Source organism: Pseudomonas nitroreducens (assembly GCF_024170165.1).
GTDB classification, from domain to species: Bacteria; Pseudomonadota; Gammaproteobacteria; order Pseudomonadales; family Pseudomonadaceae; genus Pseudomonas; species Pseudomonas nitroreducens_C.
On record NZ_JALJXP010000009.1, the window covers coordinates 136130 to 156685 of the forward strand.

The 20556-nt window shown below is 63.8% G+C and carries 21 protein-coding genes; 7 read left to right on the top strand and 14 right to left on the bottom strand.

The annotated features are described in order from the left end of the window. Window positions 1–159 precede the first annotated feature (159 nt). The 3 genes from J2T47_RS18920 to J2T47_RS18930 are packed head-to-tail and all read left to right on the top strand — an operon-like array spanning window position 160 to window position 2005. Window positions 160–1206, top strand: coding sequence for a catalase family peroxidase (locus J2T47_RS18920; protein ID WP_253450057.1), 1047 nt, complete (start codon window positions 160–162; stop codon window positions 1204–1206). Continuing rightward, window positions 1206–1766 (top strand): cytochrome b, encoded by a 561-nt coding sequence (locus J2T47_RS18925; RefSeq protein WP_253450060.1) that lies wholly within the window; start codon window positions 1206–1208, stop codon window positions 1764–1766. Before J2T47_RS18920 ends, J2T47_RS18925 begins: the two co-directional genes overlap by 1 nt. Further along, window positions 1763–2005 (top strand): DUF2790 domain-containing protein, encoded by a 243-nt coding sequence (locus J2T47_RS18930; protein ID WP_253450063.1) that lies wholly within the window; start codon window positions 1763–1765, stop codon window positions 2003–2005. Before J2T47_RS18925 ends, J2T47_RS18930 begins: the two co-directional genes overlap by 4 nt. A 53-nt stretch (window positions 2006–2058) precedes the next feature. Here the strand turns inward: J2T47_RS18930 and J2T47_RS18935 are convergent, their stop codons facing one another. The 9 genes from J2T47_RS18935 to J2T47_RS18975 form a co-directional block, all read right to left on the bottom strand. Then, window positions 2059–2580 (bottom strand): hypothetical protein, encoded by a 522-nt coding sequence (locus tag J2T47_RS18935; protein WP_253450066.1) that lies wholly within the window; start codon window positions 2578–2580, stop codon window positions 2059–2061. A gap of 81 nt (window positions 2581–2661) precedes the next feature. Beyond that, complete coding sequence (locus tag J2T47_RS18940; protein ID WP_253450070.1) at window positions 2662–3699, bottom strand: sterol desaturase family protein; 1038 nt, start codon at window positions 3697–3699, stop codon at window positions 2662–2664. Between the two features lie 376 nt (window positions 3700–4075). Beyond that, window positions 4076–4621 carry a hypothetical protein gene (locus J2T47_RS18945; protein WP_253450399.1) on the bottom strand — a complete coding sequence of 182 codons (546 nt, stop codon included), beginning with the start codon at window positions 4619–4621 and terminating at the stop codon, window positions 4076–4078. Window positions 4622–4680: 59 nt separating this feature from the next. Further along, window positions 4681–5379 (bottom strand): hypothetical protein, encoded by a 699-nt coding sequence (locus J2T47_RS18950; RefSeq protein WP_253450074.1) that lies wholly within the window; start codon window positions 5377–5379, stop codon window positions 4681–4683. Window positions 5380–5429: 50 nt separating this feature from the next. After that, a complete protein-coding gene (pstB, locus tag J2T47_RS18955) occupies window positions 5430–6191 on the bottom strand; it encodes a phosphate ABC transporter ATP-binding protein PstB (protein WP_218189953.1) in 762 nt (253 codons plus the stop codon). A 76-nt stretch (window positions 6192–6267) separates the two neighbouring features. After that, window positions 6268–7161 carry a phosphate ABC transporter permease PstA gene (pstA, locus tag J2T47_RS18960; protein ID WP_253450077.1) on the bottom strand — a complete coding sequence of 298 codons (894 nt, stop codon included), beginning with the start codon at window positions 7159–7161 and terminating at the stop codon, window positions 6268–6270. Then, complete coding sequence (gene pstC, locus J2T47_RS18965) at window positions 7161–8126, bottom strand: phosphate ABC transporter permease subunit PstC (protein ID WP_253450080.1); 966 nt, start codon at window positions 8124–8126, stop codon at window positions 7161–7163. Before pstC ends, pstA begins: the two co-directional genes overlap by 1 nt. A gap of 74 nt (window positions 8127–8200) precedes the next feature. Further along, window positions 8201–9232 carry a phosphate ABC transporter substrate-binding protein PstS gene (pstS, locus tag J2T47_RS18970; RefSeq protein ID WP_253450083.1) on the bottom strand — a complete coding sequence of 344 codons (1032 nt, stop codon included), beginning with the start codon at window positions 9230–9232 and terminating at the stop codon, window positions 8201–8203. A 486-nt stretch (window positions 9233–9718) separates the two neighbouring features. After that, complete coding sequence (locus tag J2T47_RS18975) at window positions 9719–10621, bottom strand: LysR family transcriptional regulator (RefSeq protein WP_253450086.1); 903 nt, start codon at window positions 10619–10621, stop codon at window positions 9719–9721. 115 nt (window positions 10622–10736) lie between these two features. Between J2T47_RS18975 and J2T47_RS18980 the strand changes: the two genes are divergently transcribed. From J2T47_RS18980 to J2T47_RS29250, 4 genes are all read left to right on the top strand, one after another. Continuing rightward, entirely contained in the window at window positions 10737–11594 is an 858-nt protein-coding gene (locus J2T47_RS18980; protein WP_253450402.1) for an NmrA family NAD(P)-binding protein, read from the top strand. A 10-nt stretch (window positions 11595–11604) separates the two neighbouring features. Then, on the top strand, window positions 11605–12771 hold the full coding sequence (locus J2T47_RS18985; protein WP_253450089.1) for an MFS transporter: 1167 nt from the start codon (window positions 11605–11607) through the stop codon (window positions 12769–12771). Between the two features lie 16 nt (window positions 12772–12787). Beyond that, window positions 12788–13522: an SDR family oxidoreductase gene (locus J2T47_RS18990; RefSeq protein WP_253450092.1), complete on the top strand. Its 735-nt coding sequence runs from the start codon at window positions 12788–12790 to the stop codon at window positions 13520–13522. Window positions 13523–14123: 601 nt separating this feature from the next. Next, complete coding sequence (locus J2T47_RS29250) at window positions 14124–14597, top strand: BRO-N domain-containing protein (protein ID WP_301295614.1); 474 nt, start codon at window positions 14124–14126, stop codon at window positions 14595–14597. A gap of 171 nt (window positions 14598–14768) precedes the next feature. Here the strand turns inward: J2T47_RS29250 and J2T47_RS19005 are convergent, their stop codons facing one another. The 5 genes from J2T47_RS19005 to J2T47_RS19025 all read right to left on the bottom strand — a co-directional run bounded on the left by J2T47_RS19005 (window position 14769) and on the right by J2T47_RS19025 (window position 20441). Further along, window positions 14769–16040 (bottom strand): RidA family protein, encoded by a 1272-nt coding sequence (locus tag J2T47_RS19005; protein WP_253450095.1) that lies wholly within the window; start codon window positions 16038–16040, stop codon window positions 14769–14771. Between the two features lie 338 nt (window positions 16041–16378). After that, window positions 16379–18004 carry an NADP-dependent glyceraldehyde-3-phosphate dehydrogenase gene (locus J2T47_RS19010; RefSeq protein ID WP_253450097.1) on the bottom strand — a complete coding sequence of 542 codons (1626 nt, stop codon included), beginning with the start codon at window positions 18002–18004 and terminating at the stop codon, window positions 16379–16381. 242 nt (window positions 18005–18246) lie between these two features. After that, window positions 18247–18393: a hypothetical protein gene (locus J2T47_RS19015; protein WP_253450100.1), complete on the bottom strand. Its 147-nt coding sequence runs from the start codon at window positions 18391–18393 to the stop codon at window positions 18247–18249. 80 nt (window positions 18394–18473) lie between these two features. Next, the gene (locus tag J2T47_RS19020; RefSeq protein WP_192223339.1) at window positions 18474–19826 is read right to left on the bottom strand and encodes a GntP family permease; all 1353 of its coding nucleotides are present in this window, start codon (window positions 19824–19826) and stop codon (window positions 18474–18476) included. Between the two features lie 93 nt (window positions 19827–19919). After that, window positions 19920–20441 carry a gluconokinase gene (locus tag J2T47_RS19025; RefSeq protein WP_253450103.1) on the bottom strand — a complete coding sequence of 174 codons (522 nt, stop codon included), beginning with the start codon at window positions 20439–20441 and terminating at the stop codon, window positions 19920–19922. Window positions 20442–20556 lie beyond the last annotated feature (115 nt).

Below are 20556 nucleotides of genomic sequence, written 5' to 3' on the forward strand. Positions count from 1 at the left end.
GGCGCCAGGAATGGGTGGGTTCGAGCGAGACAGACGAACGCTGCGGCGATCTATTCCCTTCGCGGGAAAAAATAATTTATTCGCGGCTGACGGGAATAACCCGTCGCACGGTGCGTCGTACCGGCTCAACGCATTCAGCCTAAGCCTGAGGAGCTGGAAATGACAGAAACACCGCCCACCGCACCCAACGTGCCCCTGCGCCTGGCCGCCATCGGCGCCGTGGTGCTCGGCGTGGCCGCCGTCTTCGCCTACGTCGCCGGCTGGCTCGATCCGCAGCGGCTCACCCCGGCCAGCGTGATCAACACCCTGGAGCATAACAGCGGCGTCTACCCCGGCTACCGGCGCAACCACGCCAAGGGCCTGTGCGTGATCGGCCATTTCGACAGCAATGGCGGCGCGGCCAGTCTGTCTCGCGCCAGCCTGTTCTCCGTCGGCCGCGTACCGGTGGTAGGGCGCCTCGCCATCCCCGGCGGCAACCCCAAGGCCAGCGACGGCGCCGCGCCGATCCGCAGCCTGGCCCTGCGCTTCCAGCCGGCCGACGGCCAGGAATGGCGCACCGGGATGAACGCCATGCCGGTCTTCGTCGTGCGTGATGTCGCCAGTTTCTACGCGCTGCAACAGGCCACCGCGCCGCAGCCGGGCACCGGCAAGCCAGACCCGGAAAAGGCCGGAGCCTTCTTCAAGGCGCACCCCGAGACCCAGGCCTTCCTCAAGTGGGCCAAGTCATCGACACCGTCCTCCAGCTACGCCAACAGCGCCTACTACAGCCTCAACGCCTTCTACCTGGTGAACAAGGACGGCAAGGAACAGCCGGTGCGCTGGTCCGTGCAGCCCGAAGCGCCGGTGGAGCCGCTGGCCGCCGACAAACGTGGCGACGCCGACTTCCTTGCCGCCGAACTGGCCCAGCGCATCGCCGCCGGTCCGTTGCGCTGGCGTCTGCAATTCACCCTCGGCGAGCCCGGCGACAGCACCGTCGACCCCACCCAGGCCTGGCCCGACAGCCGCCGCACCGTGGATGCCGGCGAACTGGTGATCGAGCGTCTGCAACCAGAAATCGGCGGCGACTGCCGTGACGTCAACTACGACCCGCTGATCCTCCCCGACGGCATCCGCGCCTCCGACGACCCGCTGCTCAGCGCACGCTCGGCGGCCTACTCGGAATCCTTCAACCGTCGTACCCGTGAGCAGGCCCAGGAGACCCACTGATGAAACCCACCTACTTCCCGCTCTCCCTGCGCGTGCTGCATTGGCTCATGGCCGTGCTGGTGCTCGCGATGCTGCTGATCGGACTGGGCATGGTCGCCAGCGTCTCCCCGCGCCACGCCGCGTTGGTCGCCATCCACAAACCCCTGGGCGCCGCGCTGCTGGTACTCGTACTGCTGCGCATCGTTGTACGCCTGACCCAGCGCATCCCCGCACTGCCCAGCGACATGCCCGGCTGGCAACGCAGCTCGGCGCACCTCTCGCACCTGGCGCTCTACGGCCTGCTGCTCGCGCAACCACTGGTGGGCTGGACCATGCAATCCGCCGGCGGCTACCCCGTGGTGCTCTGGGGCGGCTTCGAACTGCCCGCGCTGGTTTCGCCGTCGGTGCAACTGCACACCCTCCTGCGCAGCGCCCACACCTTCATTGCCTACGCCTTGCTGGCAACCATCCTCCTGCACCTCGCCGCCGCGTTGTTCCACGGGCTTATCCGCCGCGACGAAGTCCTCCCCAGCATGACCGGCGCCCCCATGCCGCGTAATTCCAGCGGAGAGCGGCCATGAAGCGCCTACTCGCTGCCGCCTGCCTCTTCACCTCCTGCGCGGCCCTCGCCGCGCCGGACGCACCACCCGAGCAGGATTACCACTACGGCCAGAAACTCGACATCAAGCGTGTGGTGCAACAGCCGGACCTGGGGTTCTGCGGGATTCGCGAGGTGGAGATGACCTACGAGGACAGCGCGGGGCAGCGGCATAGGCTGCGGTATCCGGTGCGGGGGCAGGGGTGTGGGAATGAGAACTGACCCCGAGATTGGCATTCAGGGCGAGCTGGAAGTATTCCGCTTGATTGATCTGCTCAGGAAGCCGAATCACTCCTGAATAGCTTCAGGCCCAAGGCAACGCAATACGAAATGCCGCAGAACATGAATGCGTAGAGCAGATTGAAAACTGGCTGATTCTCCATCAGCAGATGCAACAGCAAATGACCGTTGCGATGTGCTGATGAGCCGCCGGCTTCGGAAAAGCCAAGGTAGAACGAGCCGCACGGGAAAAACGAATAGCTCAGCAGAGCGGCAGCCGAAGCCGCCAGCCAGCATGCGGCCGATACGCTTGCGCCATTGCGCGTTCTCATCAGCTCCTTCCTGCTGTATGTGCCCAACAGCAATAACCATGCGATCCCCGCTGCAATGAGCGGAATACCCACTGCGGGGATCAGCACGCGCGAACTGTCCAGCCAGTAATCAGCGTTGCAGCTGAACGACAGCAGTCCAGCTGCAACGCTGAAGATTGCGCCATCGCCCACTGGCAGCAGAGAGACCACTGAAACAACTACGAAGTTTGCGAGAAGTAGCAGGAAACTGACTCTTCCAATAGGCATGCCGAATCCTTGGCGTTTGAACGGGTAATCGCAGGCGGGGCAGAGTAGATTACTTCCGTTGTGTTGGAACAGGGCGCAGATTCAGCGGCTCCTGACCGGACGAGCGGAAGCCGGCGTTCTCTGGCTTCTCGCCATTCGTACTTTGCGTACCGTCTCCACGAACGGCGTAACGATCAGGCTCCACAGCGAAGAATACTTCTCGTCATCCTGCTCCCCCGCGCCGAACTGGATCGGCTCCGGCTCGCGCTGGGTGACGTAGAGCGTGCCGAACATCCAGTCCCACAGCGACAGGTTGATGCCGAAGTTCCTGTTGAAGTGGCGGGGCGCGTCGCTGTGGTGGATCTGGTGCTGGGCGGGACTGTTCAGCACGTGCTCGATCACCGGTCCGAACGACAGCCACACATGGCTGTGGCGCAGGTTCGTCGCCAGCACGTTGAACAGCAGGATCATGTAGGTCACACCGAACAGCGTGTAGGCGCTGATTTCGCCGCCGCACAGGTACCAGAAGGCGCCGGCATAGGCGCCCAGGGCGAAGGCTCCAGCCAGCTGCGCCGCAAGCTTCTCGACGAAGTGCACGCGGCTTGCGGTGATCGGCGTCAGCACCGCCGCCGAGTGATGCACCTTGTGGAACGCCCACAGCCAGCGCGAGTGGAAGGCACGGTGCACCCAGTAGTTCTTGAAGTCGCTGACCAGGAACACCCCCAGTCCGTAGAGCAGCGACAGGCCGAGGTTCGTCCCCACCTGCGGCCGCGCGCCCCAGAGATTGGTGAAGAAGGCGATGTAGTCGCCCGAGCGCAGGATGTAGGGATCGACCAGCCCGACGATGGGCACCAGCAACGCCACATTGAGGATGCCGCGCACCAGGTAGTAGCGGTAATCCAGCAGCGCTGAGCGATGCAGGTTCACCCGGCTGCCACCGATGAACTGCCAGAACGACGCCGCCTGCGTCAGCCCGCGTTGGCGGCGGAAGCGGAACAGCGCGTAGGCGATGGCGTAGGAGCACAGCAGGAACACCACGCCGACGCGGCCGCTGAGGTCGAAGAGGCCGGCGACCTGGTTGGCAACGGGATCGACCACCAGTTCGGTGAGGTGGCGGTGGATATGCGAGAGGTCAGGCATGGGCGCTGGCGCCGGAAGTCAAGTGGACAGACTTGTGCTTCGAGTGATCGCCCGCGGCGCTGAGGTGCCAGCGACTCGTGGGATGTCACGCGTTCGCTCAGCATGGAACCCGGGGGATCAGATTGTCAAAGTTCAGCGGCGCCGGGGCGGGGCAATGCGGCAGGGGGCCTTCAGCGGCCTGGTGCGCGGAGGCGCCTGGATTGGCCTGTTGAGCAGGGGAGACCATCGATCAGATGGGGATGCGCCCGCTGCCGACTAAACCGGGGCGCAACCTTGAGGGAGTCGGCCGAGCCGGTATCCGCGAAGCGGCAGGCTACGGGCGACGGGCAGGGTAAAAGAGGTTTGCCAGCAAGCAACGAGCCGCGTGGTTGACGGCTCAGGCTGCTGCAGCCAATGGCTGCTGTTGTCGATCCAGCATGTCCTGGAGTTCAGCCACTGAATCCAGGACTCTCTGCGTCCAGCGCTCATCGTCCGGACGCACGACAACGACGCGGAAACCGTGGTCGTGGCCTTCGCTCTTCACGCCTTCGGAATCATCGACATGCAGGTCGATATCGAATGCCGGCGGAAGTTTCGAGGGGGCGTTAGCCAGCCCGCGCTCGGTCAGGGCCTGGTTGTGCCGCACGCTGTTGACCACGCCGTCGACGTGGATGCCGTACAACAACAGCCAGCGCCTGATATAGGACGGTGTGCGGCCGGAGGACGTGTAGACCCAGATGCTGCAGCCCTGGCGGCGCAGTTCCCGGGTCAGGGAGCGGGTGCCGATACGCAGCGGTTCGCCCAGCCAGCGGTGGATGAATACCGGGAGCCTGCTGGGTTCGACGTCGCTGTGGTGGGGGAGGCAGGCCAGGGTGTCATCGATATCGAACGAAATCCGTATGCGCGGGCGTCCGAACCGGTAGGGCGCAACGGAACCCTTCATGGCGTCCCACAGCTGATCCTTGATGGCCAGGCAGGTTGCGAGCATGGGATGGGTAGTCATCAGGCACCTCCCTGACAGGCGGAGGCGTGTTTTTCGCCCAGGAAAAATCGGTCCGGATCCGGTGCATGATCTTCGAGGAAGGCAGCGTACTTTTTCTTGATCTTGGGCAATTCGAATAGCGCCTTTACGCCATGCTTGGCGGAGTTGCGGATGACCGATGACGGGTTGTAGTAACCCTTGGCGTTGTCCAGGGTCAGCACGAAAGGCGGCAGCCCGGCACGCAGCAGCAGATAGCTGACGATCAGCGAGCCGCTGCGGTGGTTACCTTCGATGAACAATTGCGGTTTGCTCAGAATCCGCACATAGACACCGGCCGCGCGCTTCCACACCGATTCGCTGTGATACGCGCAGTACCAGTTGTACAGGTCCTTGATGCCACCTTCGACGTTGTTGAAGAAGTGCGCCTCGGTGGCCGCCAGGTGCGGCGCGAATTCCAGCCGACGGGCAGGGTCGCGGCCGCAAAGCACGGTGGCGTTGATCTCCAGCATCAGGTTGACCTGCTGCAGATCGAACAGGTCGACGCCCCGTGCGACGTAGTCGTCGATAAGGGCGTAACCCTCCAGCACGTTGTGCAGCACCTCATCGGTGAACGGATCACGCGGCTCGGTAAAGCACTGGCTGAGCTCGCCGAAACGCCCCTGCACCTCACGCAGCGCACGTTCGATCGCTCGCAGATCAAGACGGCGCGTGGCAGGCATGGGCAACCCTGAAGAAGAGGTGTGTGGCTTCATACGTCTGCAGGTTCGACTCAGCTGAACTTGCCGCTGATGTAGTCCTCGGTCATCTTTTCCCGCGGGTTTTCGAAGATCTGCTTCGTCGCGCCCATTTCGACCAGGTAGCCGGTGCGGGTGCCCTGGGAAATGTCCACCGAGAAGAACGCCGTCGTGTCAGCGACACGGATGGCCTGCTGCATGTTGTGGGTGACCAGCGCGATGGTGTAGTCCTTCTTCAGCTCGACCATCAGCTCCTCGACACGGCGGGTAGCGATCGGGTCGAGGGCCGAGCAGGGCTCATCCAGCAACAGGACTTCCGGCTCGGTGGCGATGGCGCGGGCGATGCACAGGCGTTGCTGCTGGCCACCGGAGAGCGACAGGCCGCTCACCTTCAGCTTGTCCTTCACTTCATCCCACAGCGCAGCGCCCTGCAGGGCGTGCTTGACCCGGTCGCCGATGTCGCCCTTGTAGCGATTGAGGCGCAGGCCAAACGCGACGTTGTCGAAGATGCTCATCGAAAACGGGTTCGGCTGCTGGAACACCATGCCGATGTAGCGGCGCACCACGACAGGGTCCACGCCCTTGCCGTAGACGTCCTGCCCGAGGAAATGCACATGGCCCTCGAAGCGGAAGCCGCGCACCAGGTCGTTCATCCGGTTCAGGCTGCGCAGCACGGTGCTCTTGCCGCAGCCGGAAGGGCCGATGAAGCCGGTGATCTTGTTCTTTTCGATCGGCACGTGGCTGTCACGTACCGCCATGAAGTTGCCGTAGAAAATCTTGTCGAGTTTGCAGTCCATGACCACCTGGGTCTCGGAGCCAACCGGGGCGACTTTCTGTGCAGTAGCTGTGTTCACGATTCGGATGCTCCGTATCTCAAAACTTGGGCTTGCCAAAAATGCGGCTGATGACGTTCACGACCAGCACGATCATCACCAGCACCAGCGATGCGGCCCACGCGAGCTCGAGCTGGTTGTCGAAGGGCATGCCGGAGAAGTTGTAGATCAGCACGGAAAGCGAGGCCGTGGGGTTCATCACGGCCAGGCTGCCGTCGTGGTAGATCCAGTAGTTGCTGAACAACGCGGTGAACAGCAACGGCGCGGTCTCGCCTGCTGCGCGCGCCACGGCCAGCATGACGCCGGTGAGGATTGCCGGCAGGCCGGTGGGCAGGACGATCTTCCAGATGACCTGGGCGCGGGTGCAGCCCATGCCGTAGGCGGCATCCTTCATGATCTTGGGCACCATCTTCATCGACTCTTCGGCCGTCAGCACGACGATCGGCAGCATCAGCACGGCCAGTGCCACGCCACCCGCCGGAGCCGAATAGGTACCGGTGGTCATCACCACCAGGGCGTAGGCGAACACGCCGGCCAGGATGGAGGGCAGGCCGGTGAGCGTCTTGGCGGCAAAGCGCGCGGCGCTCGCCAGTTTGCTGTCCGGGCCCAGTTCAGCCAGGAAGACGGCGGCCATGATGCCAACCGGAACGGCAATGGCGGCGGCGATACCGACCATGACGAAGGTGCCGGCCAGCGCGTTGCCGAAGCCGCCGCCGGTCTCGAAGCCGGTCGGTGGCAGTTCGGTGAAGACTTCCAGGCTCAGGCGCGCACCACCGCGGGTGATCAGCATGTAGAGCACGGAGATCAGCGGCACGCTGGCCAGCAGGGCGCCCAGCCAGACCAGCGTGGTCAGCACCAGGCTGCGCAGGGCACGGCCCTCGAGCTTGCGCTGCAGGCTCGGAAGGGCGGAGACGGTGGGAGTGAGGCTGGTCATTACTTGGTCCCCCGCTGGGCGTAAAGCATGATCATGGAGCCGAGCACGTTGACGATCAGCGTGATGAACATCAGCACCAGTGCGGCGTACATCAGCACTTCAACCTCGTTCGGCCCGGCTTCGGGGAAGTTCAGCGCCAGCAAGGCTGCCAGCGTGTTGGCCGGGGCGAAAAGCGACAGGGAAATGGTGTTCGCGTTGCCGACCAGCATGGCCAGGGCCATGGTTTCACCCAGTGCGCGGCCCAGGCCCAGCACCAGGGAGCCGAAGATGCCGGTGGCAGCGGAGGGCACCATCACCTTGAGGATCGCTTCCCAATGGGTGGTTCCCATGCCGTAGGCGGCCTGCTTGGTCTTCATCGGCACGCTGGCAAGAGCGTCCTGCGAGACCGCGGCAATGGTGGGCAGAATCATGATGGCAAGCACCAGAGAGGCGGGCAGCAAGCCAGGCCCGCTCAACGATGTGCCGAAAAAGGGTATCCAGCTGAATTCGCTGTTCAACCACGTCGTCAGCGGACGAATGGCCGGGATCACCACGTAGATCCCCCACAGGCCGTAAACGACGCTGGGGATCGCGGCGAGCAGTTCGACGATGGTACGGAACACCGCCGCAAGCCTGGCGGGGAGGAAATCCTGGGTCAGGAAGATCGCCATGCTGACGCCGAACAGGCCAGCGATGACCAGAGCGATCAGTGCGCTGTAGAGCGTGCCCCAGATGGCCGGCAGAATGCCGTACTTGCCCTGGTTGACGTCCCAGACCGAACCCAGGAGAACGTCCAGGCCATGTTTCTCAATGCCCGGAAAGGCCTTGCGGCCGACTTCGAACACGAGGGCAACGACCAGCACCAGAATCAGGACCACACCCAGGCGTGCAATGGCACGGAAGGTCCGGTCAACCAGGAAATCCTTCGCGGATGGCGGTTGGCAGGCAGAGTCCGGATTTACCGGTACGACAAAAGGTTGGGTCATGGGGGAGTTCCGGAACAGGTGGAAATCTCATCCGGCGTGGCTGACAGCCCCCGCCGGATGAAGACTCGCAGGCGTTACTGGATGTTGGCGGAAGCTTTGCGAACCTGATCGACGACGGCTTGCGGCAGCGGGATGTAGCCCATCGAATCAGCGATCTTCTGACCTTCGGTCAGGCCGTACTCGACCATTTCACGCATGGCCTTGGCCTTGGCCGGGTTCTCGTTGTGCTTGCGGAAGATCATCCAGGTGTAGGAGGTGATCGGGTAGGACTGGGCACCGTCCGGATCGGGCAGCCAGGCCACCAGGTTCTCCGGGAACTTCACGGCAGCCAGCGCCGCGGCACCGCTTTCTGCGTTCGGCACGACGTACTTGCCGGCCTTGTTCTGCAGCTCGGCGAAGTCGACCTTGGCCAGCTTGGCGAAGCCGTACTCGATGTAGCCGATGGCGCCCGGGGTCTGGCGAACGGTAGCGGTCACGCCATCGTTCTTCGGCGACTTGATGAACTTGTCGGTGGCCGGCCAGTTGACGGTGTTGCCTTCACCCAGGGCGGTCTTGAACTCCGGGTTGATGGTCGACATGTGCTTGGTGAACACAGCGGTGGTGCCGCTGGAGTCCGCACGCACGACAACGGTGATCGGCAGGGCCGGCAGCTTCAGCTCAGGGTTGGCCGCAACGATCTGCGGGTCGTTCCACTGAGTGATCTTGCCCAGGAAGATGTTGGAGTAAACGTCGCGCGGCAGTTTCAGGCCCTTGGGGCTGCCCGGCAGGTTGTACGCCAGAACGATTTCGCCGGCGGTCATCGGCAGCAGTTGCACGCCTTCGGCAACCTTGGCGATGTCTTCGTCTTTCATGGCCGAGTCACTGGCCGCGAAGTCCACAGTCTTGTTGAGGAAATCCTGTACGCCCGCGCCGCTACCCTTGGACTGGTAATCCACGGTGACGCCAGCGGTTTTCTTGCTGAAGTCCTTGAACCAGGTCAGGTAGATCGGAGCGGGGAAGCTGGCGCCAGAGCCGGTCAGGCGGACGCTTTCGTCGGCAAAGACGACGGAAGAGGCACACATGGACAGCGTTACGGCGATCGCAGCAGATTTCACAAAGCTTTTCATCGAGGGCAATCCTTTTGATATCGGGCTGCCATACTGTGATCGGGTCCTGTGAAATATTTATGACAGCGCGGTGGCAAACGCTCTGGCTTGCCGGCTCGACTGGTCTATCTCCGGGCTCCGGCGATGCGCGCCAGGTGCATTCGCAGCCGCTGCCCGCCTTGGCTGGCGGCCATTTCGGGGCAGGGGCGGAGGTTCGGGGCAGGGGATCTCCCGCCTACTCGATGAGCTCGCTGCGCAATAAATAGTTACGGTCACTTGGCGGTGCCAAGGGATGCAGATGCTTCCGGTTGCCGCCGATGAACTGTCAGGGCGAGGACACTCGCCAGGGGCTGCTATCGGCCAAGAGCGGACAGTCATGCTGCGGCTCAATGGACATCTATTTGAGGCTTGAAAGTGACTAGGACGGCCGGGGCGATTCACTTCGTGCTTATCGGCGTAGCGCTGCCGCCGGCGCGCTGATCGCCTGCCAAAGATTCGGCAGTCGTTTCAGGCCGCGACCAGTTGCAAGACGAAATCGAGAAAAGCCCGCACCTTGGCCGGCGGGTTATGCCTCGACGGATACAGGGCGTATAGCGGGAAACGCTCGTCCGGCCAGTCCGCGAACAATTCCACCAGCCTCCCATCCGTCAGCAGCAAGTCACTGCCCAGCGCCATGATCTGGGCAATGCCGTATCCCGCCAGGCAGGTGCTGTGCAGACTGCCGACATCGTTGACCAGTAACTGTCCACGGGTATCCACCACCTGGCGCTCACTGCCACGATGGAACTCCCAGTCGAACGGCCGCCCGGTTTCAGGATCGCGAAACTGGATGCAGCGATGTCCGTTCAAGTCCTGTGGCTGCAGTGGGCGACCATGACGTTTCAGATAGGAAGGCGCCGCGACTGTAAGGATGCGCGTGTCCAGCAACTTGCGCGCGACCAGGCTGGAAGTACGCGGCTCACCGAAACGAAGCGCCAGGTCGAAGCCATCGGCGACCATGTCACCCAGTCGGTCGCGAGTGATCAGTTCCAGTTCCAACTGCGAATGGGCATCGAGAAACGCCCCCAATCGCGGGCCAAGGATCAGGCGGGCGAAGAAAGGATCGACATTGACCCTCAAGCGCCCACGCACCACCCGAGCACCAGCAGTGACCGAGCTGGCCGCCTCCTCCAATGCAGTCAGCAAAGGCAGTACCTGCTCATGCAGGCGCCGACCGTCGTCGGTCAGAGTTACCGAGCGCGTAGTGCGATCAAACAGGCGAATGCCGAGGCGTTTCTCCAACCGCGCCAACGCCCGGCTGACGCCAGGTTGGGACATGTCCAGCACCTCACCTGCACCCGCGAAGCTGCCGGTGTCGACGATGGCGGCGAACACACTCATGCCATTCAGGGTGCGCTCATCGAAGCTCACATTTAATGCCTTTATGTCATCAATAAAATGCCTTCCATGTTATCGATTGATCAATCAACTGAGGAGAGACTGCTTGCGAACCCGGCAACCGCCGGTCGCAATAGGAATTACCCCCATGTATGTGATCACTGGAATCACCGGCCAGGTAGGCGGCACCGTGGCCCGCAACCTGCTCGCTGCCGGCAAGAACGTACGCGCGGTAGTGCGCGATGCCTCCAAGGGCGGCGAATGGCTGCGCCAAGGCTGTGAGCTGGCCCTGGCGGATATGCGTGACGCTGCCGCGTTGACCCGCGCTTTCAAAGGTGCCGAGGCGGTGTTCGTGCTGCTGCCACCGAACTTCGACCCGAGCCCAGACTTCCTCGAATCACGCTATATCGTCTCGACCCTTCGCTCGGCGCTGGAGACAGCTCAGCCGGCCAAAGTCGTATGCCTGTCGACCATCGGCGCCCAGGCCAGCCAGTCCAACCTGCTCAGCCAACTCAGTGACATGGAACAACAACTCGGCCAGTTGCCGATGCCGGTCGCTTTCCTACGCGCCGCATGGTTCATGGAAAACAGCCTGTGGGACATCGCTCCGGCGCGCGACGAGGGCGTGCTGCACAGCTTCCTGCAGCCACTGGACAAAGCCGTGCCAATGGTCGCCACCGCCGATGTCGGCTGCACTGCCTCCATGCTTTTGCAAGAGTCCTGGCAGGGCGTACGCATCGTCGAGCTGGAAGGGCCGCGGCGCATCTCGCCACAACGTCTGGCCGCCACGCTCGGGCGACTGCTGGGTCGTGACGTGCAGGCACGCAGCGTACCGCGTGACACCTGGGAGCAGCTTTTCCACAGCCAGGGCATGCACAACCCATTGCCGCGCATGCAGATGCTCGATGGATTCAATCAAGGCTGGATCAACTTCGCAGGCACGGCGATATGCGGCACCACCGAATTGGAAACGGTACTCGCCGACCTGATCCAACGGCAGGCCTGAGGGAGTTCGCATGAGCACTGGCAGCACTCCGCTGACCGGTAGCGGCCGTTCATCGACGGCACTGCTGGCAGTGGCCTGTGGCACATTTGCCGCGGGCAGCTATCTGGCCCAACCAATACTTTCGGTGATCGCCACTGATCTGGGGATCGTCTCCTGGCAGGCGGGGCTAGCCGTAAGCGCCAGCCAGCTGGGTTTCTGCCTGGGCCTGTTGCTGGTGGTGCCGCTGGGCGATCTGCTGGAGAACCGTCGTTTAGTCCTGACCCTGGCGTTCGTGCAAGTGTTGGCACTGCTGGTGATGGCCAGCGCCAGCAATGTCGGCGTTCTGCTGCTGGCGGCACTCGTTGTCGGCCTGGGCTCCTGCGCCGTGCAATTGCTGGTACCCCTGGCAGCGCACATGAGTAGCGACAGCACCCGGGGGCGCACCGTCGGTAGCGTCACCGCCGGCTTGCTGTTGGGCATTCTGCTGGCCCGCCCCCTGGCCAGCCTGATCACCGATGCATTTGGCTGGCGCGCCCTGTTTGCGGCAGACGCGCTGCTGGTCAGTCTGCTCGGTGCATTACTGGCCTGGCGCCTGACACACCATCGAGCCAACTCGACGCTTAGCTATCCAGCCCTGCTCGCGTCCCTGGCACAACTGCTGGGCAGGCACGCCGAACTACGCCGACGCAGCGCGGCACAGGCCTGCTTGTTCGCCGCATTCAGTCTGTTCTGGGTTGGTGCACCTGTGCTGCTGGCCGAACGCTTCGGCCTGCATGCACAGGATATAGCACTGTTCGCCCTGGCCGGCGCCGCCGGAGCCTTGGTCGCACCGCTGGCTGGCCGCCTCGTCGACAGCGGCCATTCGAGCGCATTGCGAGGCTGGGGTGCAGTGCTGGTAGCGAGCGGCTTTCTGCTGAGCATTGCCCTGCCCACGTTGACCTGTTGGTTACTGGCGGCCCTGCTTATCGATGCCGGCGTGCAGATTAGTCACGTGGCCGCACAACGCCAGGTGCTGGCGCTTGATGTCAGGGCCCGTAGCCGACTGAACGGCCTGTATATCGCCGGTTTTTTCCTTGGCGGTGCCCTCGGCTCGGCACTGGCGATGCCCTTGTTGCAACTCGGCTGGCACTGGCTTGCCGGTATAGCCGCCCTTCTGGCGCTTATTGCCTTGGCTCTCGGCCAGATACGCAGCAACTAACCGCGGAGATACAAACATGTCTACCCAGCTTCCCGCATTGCGTGACAAGCACATCGTCATCCTTGGCGGCTCATCCGGCATCGGCCTAGAAGTGGCCCGGCAGGCTCTGACCGAGGGTGCCAGCGTGACCATCGCTTCAAGCAACCCATTGCGCCTTGAAAGTGCCCTGGCCCAACTTGGCAAAGGTGCCTGTGGCCGCTTGCTTGATCTCGCCGATCATCAAGCCATTGCGGCTTTCTTCACGGAAGTCGGGGCAATCGACCATCTGGTCTACAGTGCCGGCGACCGCTTGCTGTTGAGCCCGCTGGCCGAACTGGATTCAGTGAATGCCCGGCACGCCTTCGAACTGCGTTTCTGGTCGGCACTCGTGGCAATACGTCATGCCGTGAGGTGGATTCGTCCTAATGGGTCAATCGTGCTTTCGGGCGGTATCGCCGGCATCCGACCCAGTTCAGGTTGGAGCCTGGCCGCCAGCGTTTGCGGTGCCATCGACTCGCTCGTGAGGGCCCTGGCCTTAGAGCTGGCACCGTTACGCATCAACGCCGTGGCGCCCGGTCTGGTGCGTACCGAGTTGTGGCGCGACATGGGAGAGAGCGAACGGCAGGCGCTTTACCAAAGCGTTGCCGCTCGCCTGCCGGTCGGGCGAATAGGCGAAGTGGAGGACGTCGCCGCTGCCTACCTGTTCCTCATGCGCAGTGGCTTCGCCAATGGCCAATCGCTGGTGGTGGATGGCGGCAATGTGCTGGTGTGATGGCTCAGGCTTGTAGCGCCTCACCAATCGCGTGGTAATGCCCGCCCGCCACGTGATGCAGGCTGCGCAGGTTCGGGTCGAGCTGCGGTTGAGCAGACAGTGTTCCTTGAACTCCCAGCCAGCGCCGTCGAAACCAAGTAGGGCGGAAGTGTCTGCTTTTGGGGATGGGCAGTCGTGGTCGGTGGCTTGATTCTGTTCGCCCCGTTCGTAGCATTCATTACCTGGCTGATTCATCACAGCGCCCATTGAGCGAGCGTCCGCTATGGGTCGGAAACTGCCTGCGAATCTGAAGCTTGATCTGGACGTACCAACCGCTCCGGCTTGACCGCTGTAACTCTTCCCCATAACCTCCCGACGCCCCTGTGAAAGCGACAGGGGAACGGGTTTGGCGACCCACCTCAACCAATCACGCGACCTGCGTTGTCAGGCTCTGCGCCGTACCTTTGCGGCCGCAGTGCAGTGCTATGGCGGGCCGTGCAGGGAGACCTTCGGGTCTGCCGGGTGATGGTTGCCGGTTCGCCAACCCTGCACGGTTTCGCCTCCCAATCCGTTTGGCGACGGATGAGGAGGTTCCCATACACAACCATCTGGGTCAGCTTCCATGGACGACATCTACGTTCCCACCGTTTTCCACCGCTACAACCGTTCCCTGCGCGGCGTGTTGATCGACAACCAGCCCTGGTTGGTCGCCCGCGAGCTGGGCTATCTGATCCGCGAGCGGGTCGATGCTTATGTTCTTCGATTGGATGAGGACCTCTTTCGCGAGGCGCGCTTGGTGACGGGTAGCGGCGAGGAAGAGGTGCTGCTGGTCAGTGACTATGGCGCCTTTCATGTGCTGCACCGTTATCGCGATCCGGAGCATCGGCAGTTGCGGATGTGGATCACCGGCCATGTGCTGCCGACGCTCAGGGATCAGGAGCGGGTGGCGGCAGGGTTGCCGAGGCGGATGCTGGCGAAAGGCGAGGGGCGGTCGTTGGCTGTGCTGGATTGGCAGGGGGAGTACTGGGTGCCGATGGGGGAGGTGCCGCGGCTGATGCGCGAGGAGAGGCGCGGGAGATGGTGGCGGAGGGAGTGATTGGCGGTTTGGAGTGGGGCGGGTTCGCGAGCGAGCTCGCTCCTACGAAAAGCCTACGGCGAGGGGGAACTCGGAGCTGGGCGCGACCCTCTCCCTGAAGGGAGAGGGGGCCGTATGGCGTGTGGGGATGGGGTGGTGTTAGCCGGATAGGGCTGGATTAGCGTCTGCCAATCAAGCGGCCGGCGGGGTGCCTTCGGCGTTGGCGACTACGGCGTCGATCTGGATCAGCGCGCCCTTGGGCAATGCGCCTACGGCTACCGTCCGGCGAGCGGGAATGCCGCCGGGGAAGTAGCTGGCGTACACCTCATCGACGGCGGCGATGTCGTCGATGTTCTTCAGGTAGAGGTTGACCTTCACCACATCGGCCAGGGCGTGGTCGATGCTTTCGACGATGGCCTTGAGGTGCTTGAAGCACTGGCCGGCCTGTTCCTTGATGCCGCCGGCCACCAGTTCACCGGTCTTCACGTCCAGCGGCAGCTGGGCTGAGATGTGGTTGTAGTGGGAGAAGGCGACGGTCTGGGTGGAGTAGGGACATTTCGGCGCGGCGTCGGTGTTGTGGGCCTTGATGACGATGCCGTGGCGGTCTTCGACGGCCTGCGGGGGCGTGCCGTCGCCGTGGGAGACCACGGCCTCGACCTGCACCAGGGCATCCATCGGCAGGGCTTGCGCCTGCACCACGGTGCGTGCCGGCACGTAGCCAACGGCGCGAGCGATGGCCGAGTCGGGGAAGAAGGTGGTGTAGACCTTGTTCACGGCCTGCATGTCGGCGAGGTTCTTGACGAAGACGGTGATGCGCACGATGTCGTCGAAGGGCACGTCGATGCTTTCGAGGATGGTCTTGATGTTGCGCAGGCACTGCCGGGTCTGTTCCTCGACGCCGCCGGCCACCAGCTTCCCGGTGCGCGGGTCGATGGGCAGCTGGGCGCTGAGGTTGTTGTAGTGGGAGAAGGCGACGGTCTGGGTGGACAGCGGGCTCAGCGGCGCGCTCTCGGTGTTGCGTTCGACCTTGACCAGGTCGCCGGCCTGCGGGGCATTGGGGATGGTGCCTTCGCCGCAGGTGATGAGCGCCTCGACCTGTACCTGGGCGCCCAGCGGCAGGGCGGCCACGCCGACGGTGGTGAGGGTCGGCAGGTAGTTGGGGAAGAAGGCTGCGTGCACCTTGGCGACGGCTTCGGCGTCAGCGATGTTGGTCAGGAAGATGGAGATGCGGACGGTGTCGTTCAGGTTGTGGCCGATGCTTTCGATGACGGCCTGGAGATTCCGGTAGCACTGTTCGGCCTGCTCCTTGACGCCGCCGGCCACCAGCTTGCCGCTGCTCGGGTCGACCGGAAGCTGGGCGGCAAGGTTGTTGTAGTGGGAGAAGGCGACGGTTTGGGCGTAGGGGCCGAGGTTTTGCGGGGCCTTGTCGGTGTTACGTGCCAGAACTGCGTTGTAGCCACTCATGTTGGTGCTCCCTTGTTCGCTGGGAATCCGTGGATTGGGTGGCAAACGCTTCGTCCATTGCGATATCGGTCGTTGCCACTATCGGTTCAGACGACGGATATCAAGCTCGTCGAGAGGCGCGCAGACTATCGAGTCTTCCGGGGTGACCCCTTTGACTTAAGGCAAGCGTAGTGGGGTCTTCTTACCGGGTTGTTTCAATTGGCGATGGGAGGGTGTCGGGATATTTCGAAAGGGATTTCTGAAAGTGGGGGTGGTGGTTTTCGTGGAGGTCCGGTGCTTGGGCGATTCCCTGTCCCCAGCCCTCTCCCTGAAGGGAGAGGGCGCTTTCCGGCCGACTATCAGAAGATGTAGTCAGTAGTCAGGAAGCTGGAGTCGCGGTCGCGGATGATCTGGCTGATCAGCGCCTTGTTGGCGTCGGTGAAGCGCGTGGCCACCAGGGTGCGGATGGAGAAGGTGCGCAGGGCGTCGTGGACGGAGAGGGTGCCTTCGGCGGAGTTCTTGCGGCCGTTGAAGGGGTAGCTGTCCGGGCCGCGCTGGCACTGCGCGTTGATGTTGATGCGGCCGACCTGGTTGACGAAGGCATCCACCAGCGGGCCGATCTGCTCGGGGTCGTCGCCGAACAGGCTGAGCTGCTGGCCGTAGTCGGACTGCAGGACATAGTCGATCACCTCGTCCAGTTCGCGGTAGGGCACCACCGGCACCAGCGGGCCGAACTGTTCCTCGTTGTACAGGCGCATGTCGGCGCGCACCGGGCTGAGCAGCGCGGGGTAGAAGAAGCTTTCGCGGCTCTCGCCACCACCGGGGTTGATGACCCTGGCGCCCTTGGCCAGGGCGTCCTGCAGCAGGCCGTCGAGGTAGTCGACCTTGCCCGGCTCGGGCAGCGGCGTTAGCGCCACGCCGGATTCCCAGGGCATGCCGGGTTTGAGTTCGGCGAGCTTGGCGCTGAACCTGGCGAGGAAGCTGTCCAGTACGTCTTCGTGGACGAAGAGGATCTTCAGTGCGGTGCAGCGCTGGCCGTTGAAGGAGAGGGCGCCGGTAATGGCTTCGCTGACGGCGTTGTCGAGGTCGACGCTGGGCAGGACGATGCCGGGGTTCTTGGCGTCCAGCCCGAGGGCGGCGCGCAGGCGGTGCGGGCGCGGGTGGAGCTTCTTCAGGTCGGCGGCGCCGGAGTGAGTGCCGATGAAGGCGAAGACGTCGACCTTGCCACTGGCCATGAGCGCGCTGACGGTCTCGCGGCCGCGCCCGTAGATGACGTTGATGACGCCCGGCGGGAAGCTGTCGCGGAAGGCTTCGAGCAGCGGACGGATCAGCAGCACGCCGAACTTGGCAGGCTTGAAGACCACGGTGTTGCCCATGATCAGCGCCGGGATCAGGGTGGTGAAGGTCTCGTTCAACGGGTAGTTGTACGGGCCCATGCACAGCGCGACGCCCAGCGGTACGCGGCGAATCTGCCCCAGCGTGCCCTGTTCCAGCTCGAAGCGGCTGGAGCGGCGATCCAGTTCCTTGAGCGCCTGGATGGTGTCGACGATGTAGTCGCAGGTGCGGTCGAACTCCTTCTCCGAGTCCTTGAGGTTCTTGCCGATCTCCCACATCAGCAGCTTGACCACGGCCGTGCGCTGCTCGCGCATGCGGGCGAGGAAGCGCTCGACGTGGGCGATGCGCTCGGCCACGCGCAGGTTGGGCCACGCGCCCTGGCCGTTGTCGTAGGCGGCCACGGCGGCATCCAGCGCGGCGAGGGCGGCGTCGGCATCCAGCAGCGGCGTGCTGCCGAGGATTACCTGTTCATCGCCCTGGTCGGTGGCGAGGAAGATCGGGCTGCGCACCGGGGCCAGCGGGCCGTCCCAGCGGCGCAGTTCGCCGTTGACCAGGTACTCGCGCTGCTCGACCGGCGCGTCGGGGCGCCAGGCGTCGGGGATGTCGGTGAGGCGGGGGAACAGATGGTCGAGCTTGTTGTTGTCGGGCATGACTCATCCCTCGGGGAAGGTGGGCGACTGGTCTGTTTTAGATCGTAGCTGTCTTCAGATAAATCGATTCAGCCAATGGTGCGACAGGTGCTGTAGAAGCGGGCCATGCCCGCGATCGCGCGCATGGCGCGCTCCTACAGGTGAATGCTGAAGGTCAGTGCGTAGGGTGGATAACCGCTTGCGGTTATCCGCCGGCTTCATGGGGTGGGCAGCGGCGGATAACCCGTTCCGGGTTATGCGCCCTACGGGTGTGCCGGGCTGGGCTGTGGCGCTGGAGCGGGCTGCAGGAGTTCCTGCTGCTCGGCGTAGCGGGCGCGGATGTCGAAGTCGCGGGGCCACATGGGCTGGGCGGGCTGGGCGGGGGCTTTCGGAGTTGCGGAGGAAGTCACGGGCGATACCTCGTTGCAGGAATCCGGGGCGGGCGGTTGGTGGCGCTCGCCGGGTGATATGGCGCTGGGCGATCAATGCATCAGACGAACATCGACAGCAGCAGGATGAACAGCAGGCCGACCACCGAGAGGATGGTTTCCATCGCCGTCCAGGTCTTGAAGGTCTCCATCACGCTCATGTTGAAGTACTGCTTCACCAGCCAGAAGCCGGCGTCATTGACGTGGGAGAGGATCAGTGAGCCGGCGCCGGTGGCGAGCACCAGCAGTTCGCGGTTGACGCCGGGGATCAGGTCGATGACCGGCACCACGATGCCCGCGCCGGTGATGGTAGCGACGGTGGCAGAGCCGGTGGCGATGCGGATCACCGCGGCCACCAGCCAGGCCAGGAGGATCGGCGAGATCTGCGCCTGCACCGCCATGTGGCCGATCACGTCGCCCACGCCGCTGGCCACCAGCATCTGTTTGAAGCCGCCGCCGGCGCCGATGATCATCACGATGGCGGCGGTGGGCGCGAGGCTCTGGTCGAGCAGCTTGAGGATCTTCTTCGAATCGAAGCCGCGGGCGTGGCCGAAGGTGTAGAGCGACAGCAGCAGGGCCAGCAGCAGGGCGGTGATCGGGTGGCCGATCATGTCCAGCCAGGCACGGATCACATGGCCGTCGGCGAGCATGACGTCGGCGAAGGTCTTGAGCAGCATCAGGAACACCGGCAGCAGCACGGTGAGCAGGGTGACGCCGAAGCTGGGCAGGTTGCTGGTGTCCGGCTCGTGGGCGATCTGCGCCACCAGCTCTTCATTGGGCTGGCCAGGAATGTACTGGGCGATGAACTTGCCGAAGATCGGCCCGGCGATGGCGGCGGTGGGCAGGGCGACCAGCAGGCCGTAGAAGATGGTCTTGCCGATGTCCGCGCCGAACACGCCGATGGCCAGCAGCGGGCCCGGGTGCGGCGGCACCAGGCCGTGCACGGCGGAGAGGCCGGCGAGCAGCGGGATGCCGATCTTGATCAGCGAGACGCCGCTGCGCCGGGCGACGATGAACACCAGCGGCACCAGCAGGATGAAGCCGATCTCGAAGAACAGCGGGATGCCGACCAGGAAGGCGGCGAGCATCATCGCCCAGTGCACGCGTTCCTTGCCGAAGGCGCGGATCAGCGTACGGGCGATCTGATCGGCGCCGCCGGACTCGGCCATCATCTTGCCGAGCATGGTGCCCAGGGCAAGGATGATGCCGACGAAGCCGAGCACGCCGCCGAAGCCGTCCTGGAAGGATTTGACGATGGTCGCCACCGGCATGCCGGAAGTGAGACCGAGGAAGCCGGCGGCGATGATCAGGGCCACGAAGGGGTGGATCTTGAAGCGGGTGATCAGCAGGATCAGGCCGATGATGGTGACCACCGCGTCCAGCAGCAGATAGGTGTTGTGGGACATGCCGAGCATGGGTCTCTCCTGATGTTGTCTTGGCGCCGGAGCGGCTCTTCTTTTTCAGTGAGATTAAGATAGCGCTATCTTTTGATGGCAGGCGCTATCGGATCAGTCGTTGGCGTGCTGTCGCCACCAGATGTGCGCGGCTTCCGCCAGTTCGTCGAGCGGGCGGGTGGCGTCGAGGCAGAGAGTCAGCGGTTCGCTGGTCGGCACTTCGAGGGCGGCGAACTGGCTGTCGATCAGGCTGGCGGGCATGAAATGGCCGGGACGGGTGGCGACGCGCTGGGCGGCGGTTTCCGGGGTGAGTTCCAGGAACACCACGCCCAGGCCGGGCACGGCGCGGCGCAGGCGTTCGCGGTAGATAAGCTTGAGCGCGGAGCAGGTCAGCACCGGGCGCTGGCCGGCGGCGATGGCTTTCTGCAGCTGGGCGGCGAGGGTGTCGAGCCAGCCGGCGCGGTCCTCGTCGGTCAGCGGGATGCCGGCGCTCATCTTCTGGATGTTGGCTTCGGGGTGGAAGGAGTCGCCTTCGATGGCGAACGCGCCGCTGCGCAGGCACAGGGCCTCGCTGACGCTGGACTTGCCGCATCCGGCGACACCCATGATGAGGACGGCATCGATGGCGGGGAGCATGCAGGGCCTCGGTGTTGAGACAGCGCTATCTTTGGTGGGCGTAACGAAAAGCATCGGCTGCCTCCGTATTCTTGTCATTCTAGTCGGTGTGTCCCGGTGCTCTCGGTGAGTATGT

What these genes read in the sequence shown, in the direction of transcription:
- J2T47_RS18920 (WP_253450057.1), top strand. Translation starts at nt 160, where the DNA reads ATGACAGAAACACCGCCCACCGCACCCAACGTGCCCCTGCGCCTGGCC.
- J2T47_RS18925 (WP_253450060.1), top strand. Translation starts at nt 1,206, where the DNA reads ATGAAACCCACCTACTTCCCGCTCTCCCTGCGCGTGCTGCATTGGCTC.
- J2T47_RS18930 (WP_253450063.1), top strand. Translation starts at nt 1,763, where the DNA reads ATGAAGCGCCTACTCGCTGCCGCCTGCCTCTTCACCTCCTGCGCGGCC.
- J2T47_RS18935 (WP_253450066.1), bottom strand. Translation starts at nt 2,580, where the DNA reads ATGCCTATTGGAAGAGTCAGTTTCCTGCTACTTCTCGCAAACTTCGTA.
- J2T47_RS18940 (WP_253450070.1), bottom strand. Translation starts at nt 3,699, where the DNA reads ATGCCTGACCTCTCGCATATCCACCGCCACCTCACCGAACTGGTGGTC.
- J2T47_RS18945 (WP_253450399.1), bottom strand. Translation starts at nt 4,621, where the DNA reads ATGAAGGGTTCCGTTGCGCCCTACCGGTTCGGACGCCCGCGCATACGG.
- J2T47_RS18950 (WP_253450074.1), bottom strand. Translation starts at nt 5,379, where the DNA reads ATGCCTGCCACGCGCCGTCTTGATCTGCGAGCGATCGAACGTGCGCTG.
- pstB (WP_218189953.1), bottom strand. Translation starts at nt 6,191, where the DNA reads ATGGACTGCAAACTCGACAAGATTTTCTACGGCAACTTCATGGCGGTA.
- pstA (WP_253450077.1), bottom strand. Translation starts at nt 7,161, where the DNA reads ATGACCAGCCTCACTCCCACCGTCTCCGCCCTTCCGAGCCTGCAGCGC.
- pstC (WP_253450080.1), bottom strand. Translation starts at nt 8,126, where the DNA reads ATGACCCAACCTTTTGTCGTACCGGTAAATCCGGACTCTGCCTGCCAA.
- pstS (WP_253450083.1), bottom strand. Translation starts at nt 9,232, where the DNA reads ATGAAAAGCTTTGTGAAATCTGCTGCGATCGCCGTAACGCTGTCCATG.
- J2T47_RS18980 (WP_253450402.1), top strand. Translation starts at nt 10,737, where the DNA reads ATGTATGTGATCACTGGAATCACCGGCCAGGTAGGCGGCACCGTGGCC.
- J2T47_RS18985 (WP_253450089.1), top strand. Translation starts at nt 11,605, where the DNA reads ATGAGCACTGGCAGCACTCCGCTGACCGGTAGCGGCCGTTCATCGACG.
- J2T47_RS18990 (WP_253450092.1), top strand. Translation starts at nt 12,788, where the DNA reads ATGTCTACCCAGCTTCCCGCATTGCGTGACAAGCACATCGTCATCCTT.
- J2T47_RS29250 (WP_301295614.1), top strand. Translation starts at nt 14,124, where the DNA reads ATGGACGACATCTACGTTCCCACCGTTTTCCACCGCTACAACCGTTCC.
- J2T47_RS19005 (WP_253450095.1), bottom strand. Translation starts at nt 16,040, where the DNA reads ATGAGTGGCTACAACGCAGTTCTGGCACGTAACACCGACAAGGCCCCG.
- J2T47_RS19010 (WP_253450097.1), bottom strand. Translation starts at nt 18,004, where the DNA reads ATGCCCGACAACAACAAGCTCGACCATCTGTTCCCCCGCCTCACCGAC.
- J2T47_RS19020 (WP_192223339.1), bottom strand. Translation starts at nt 19,826, where the DNA reads ATGCTCGGCATGTCCCACAACACCTATCTGCTGCTGGACGCGGTGGTC.
- J2T47_RS19025 (WP_253450103.1), bottom strand. Translation starts at nt 20,441, where the DNA reads ATGCTCCCCGCCATCGATGCCGTCCTCATCATGGGTGTCGCCGGATGC.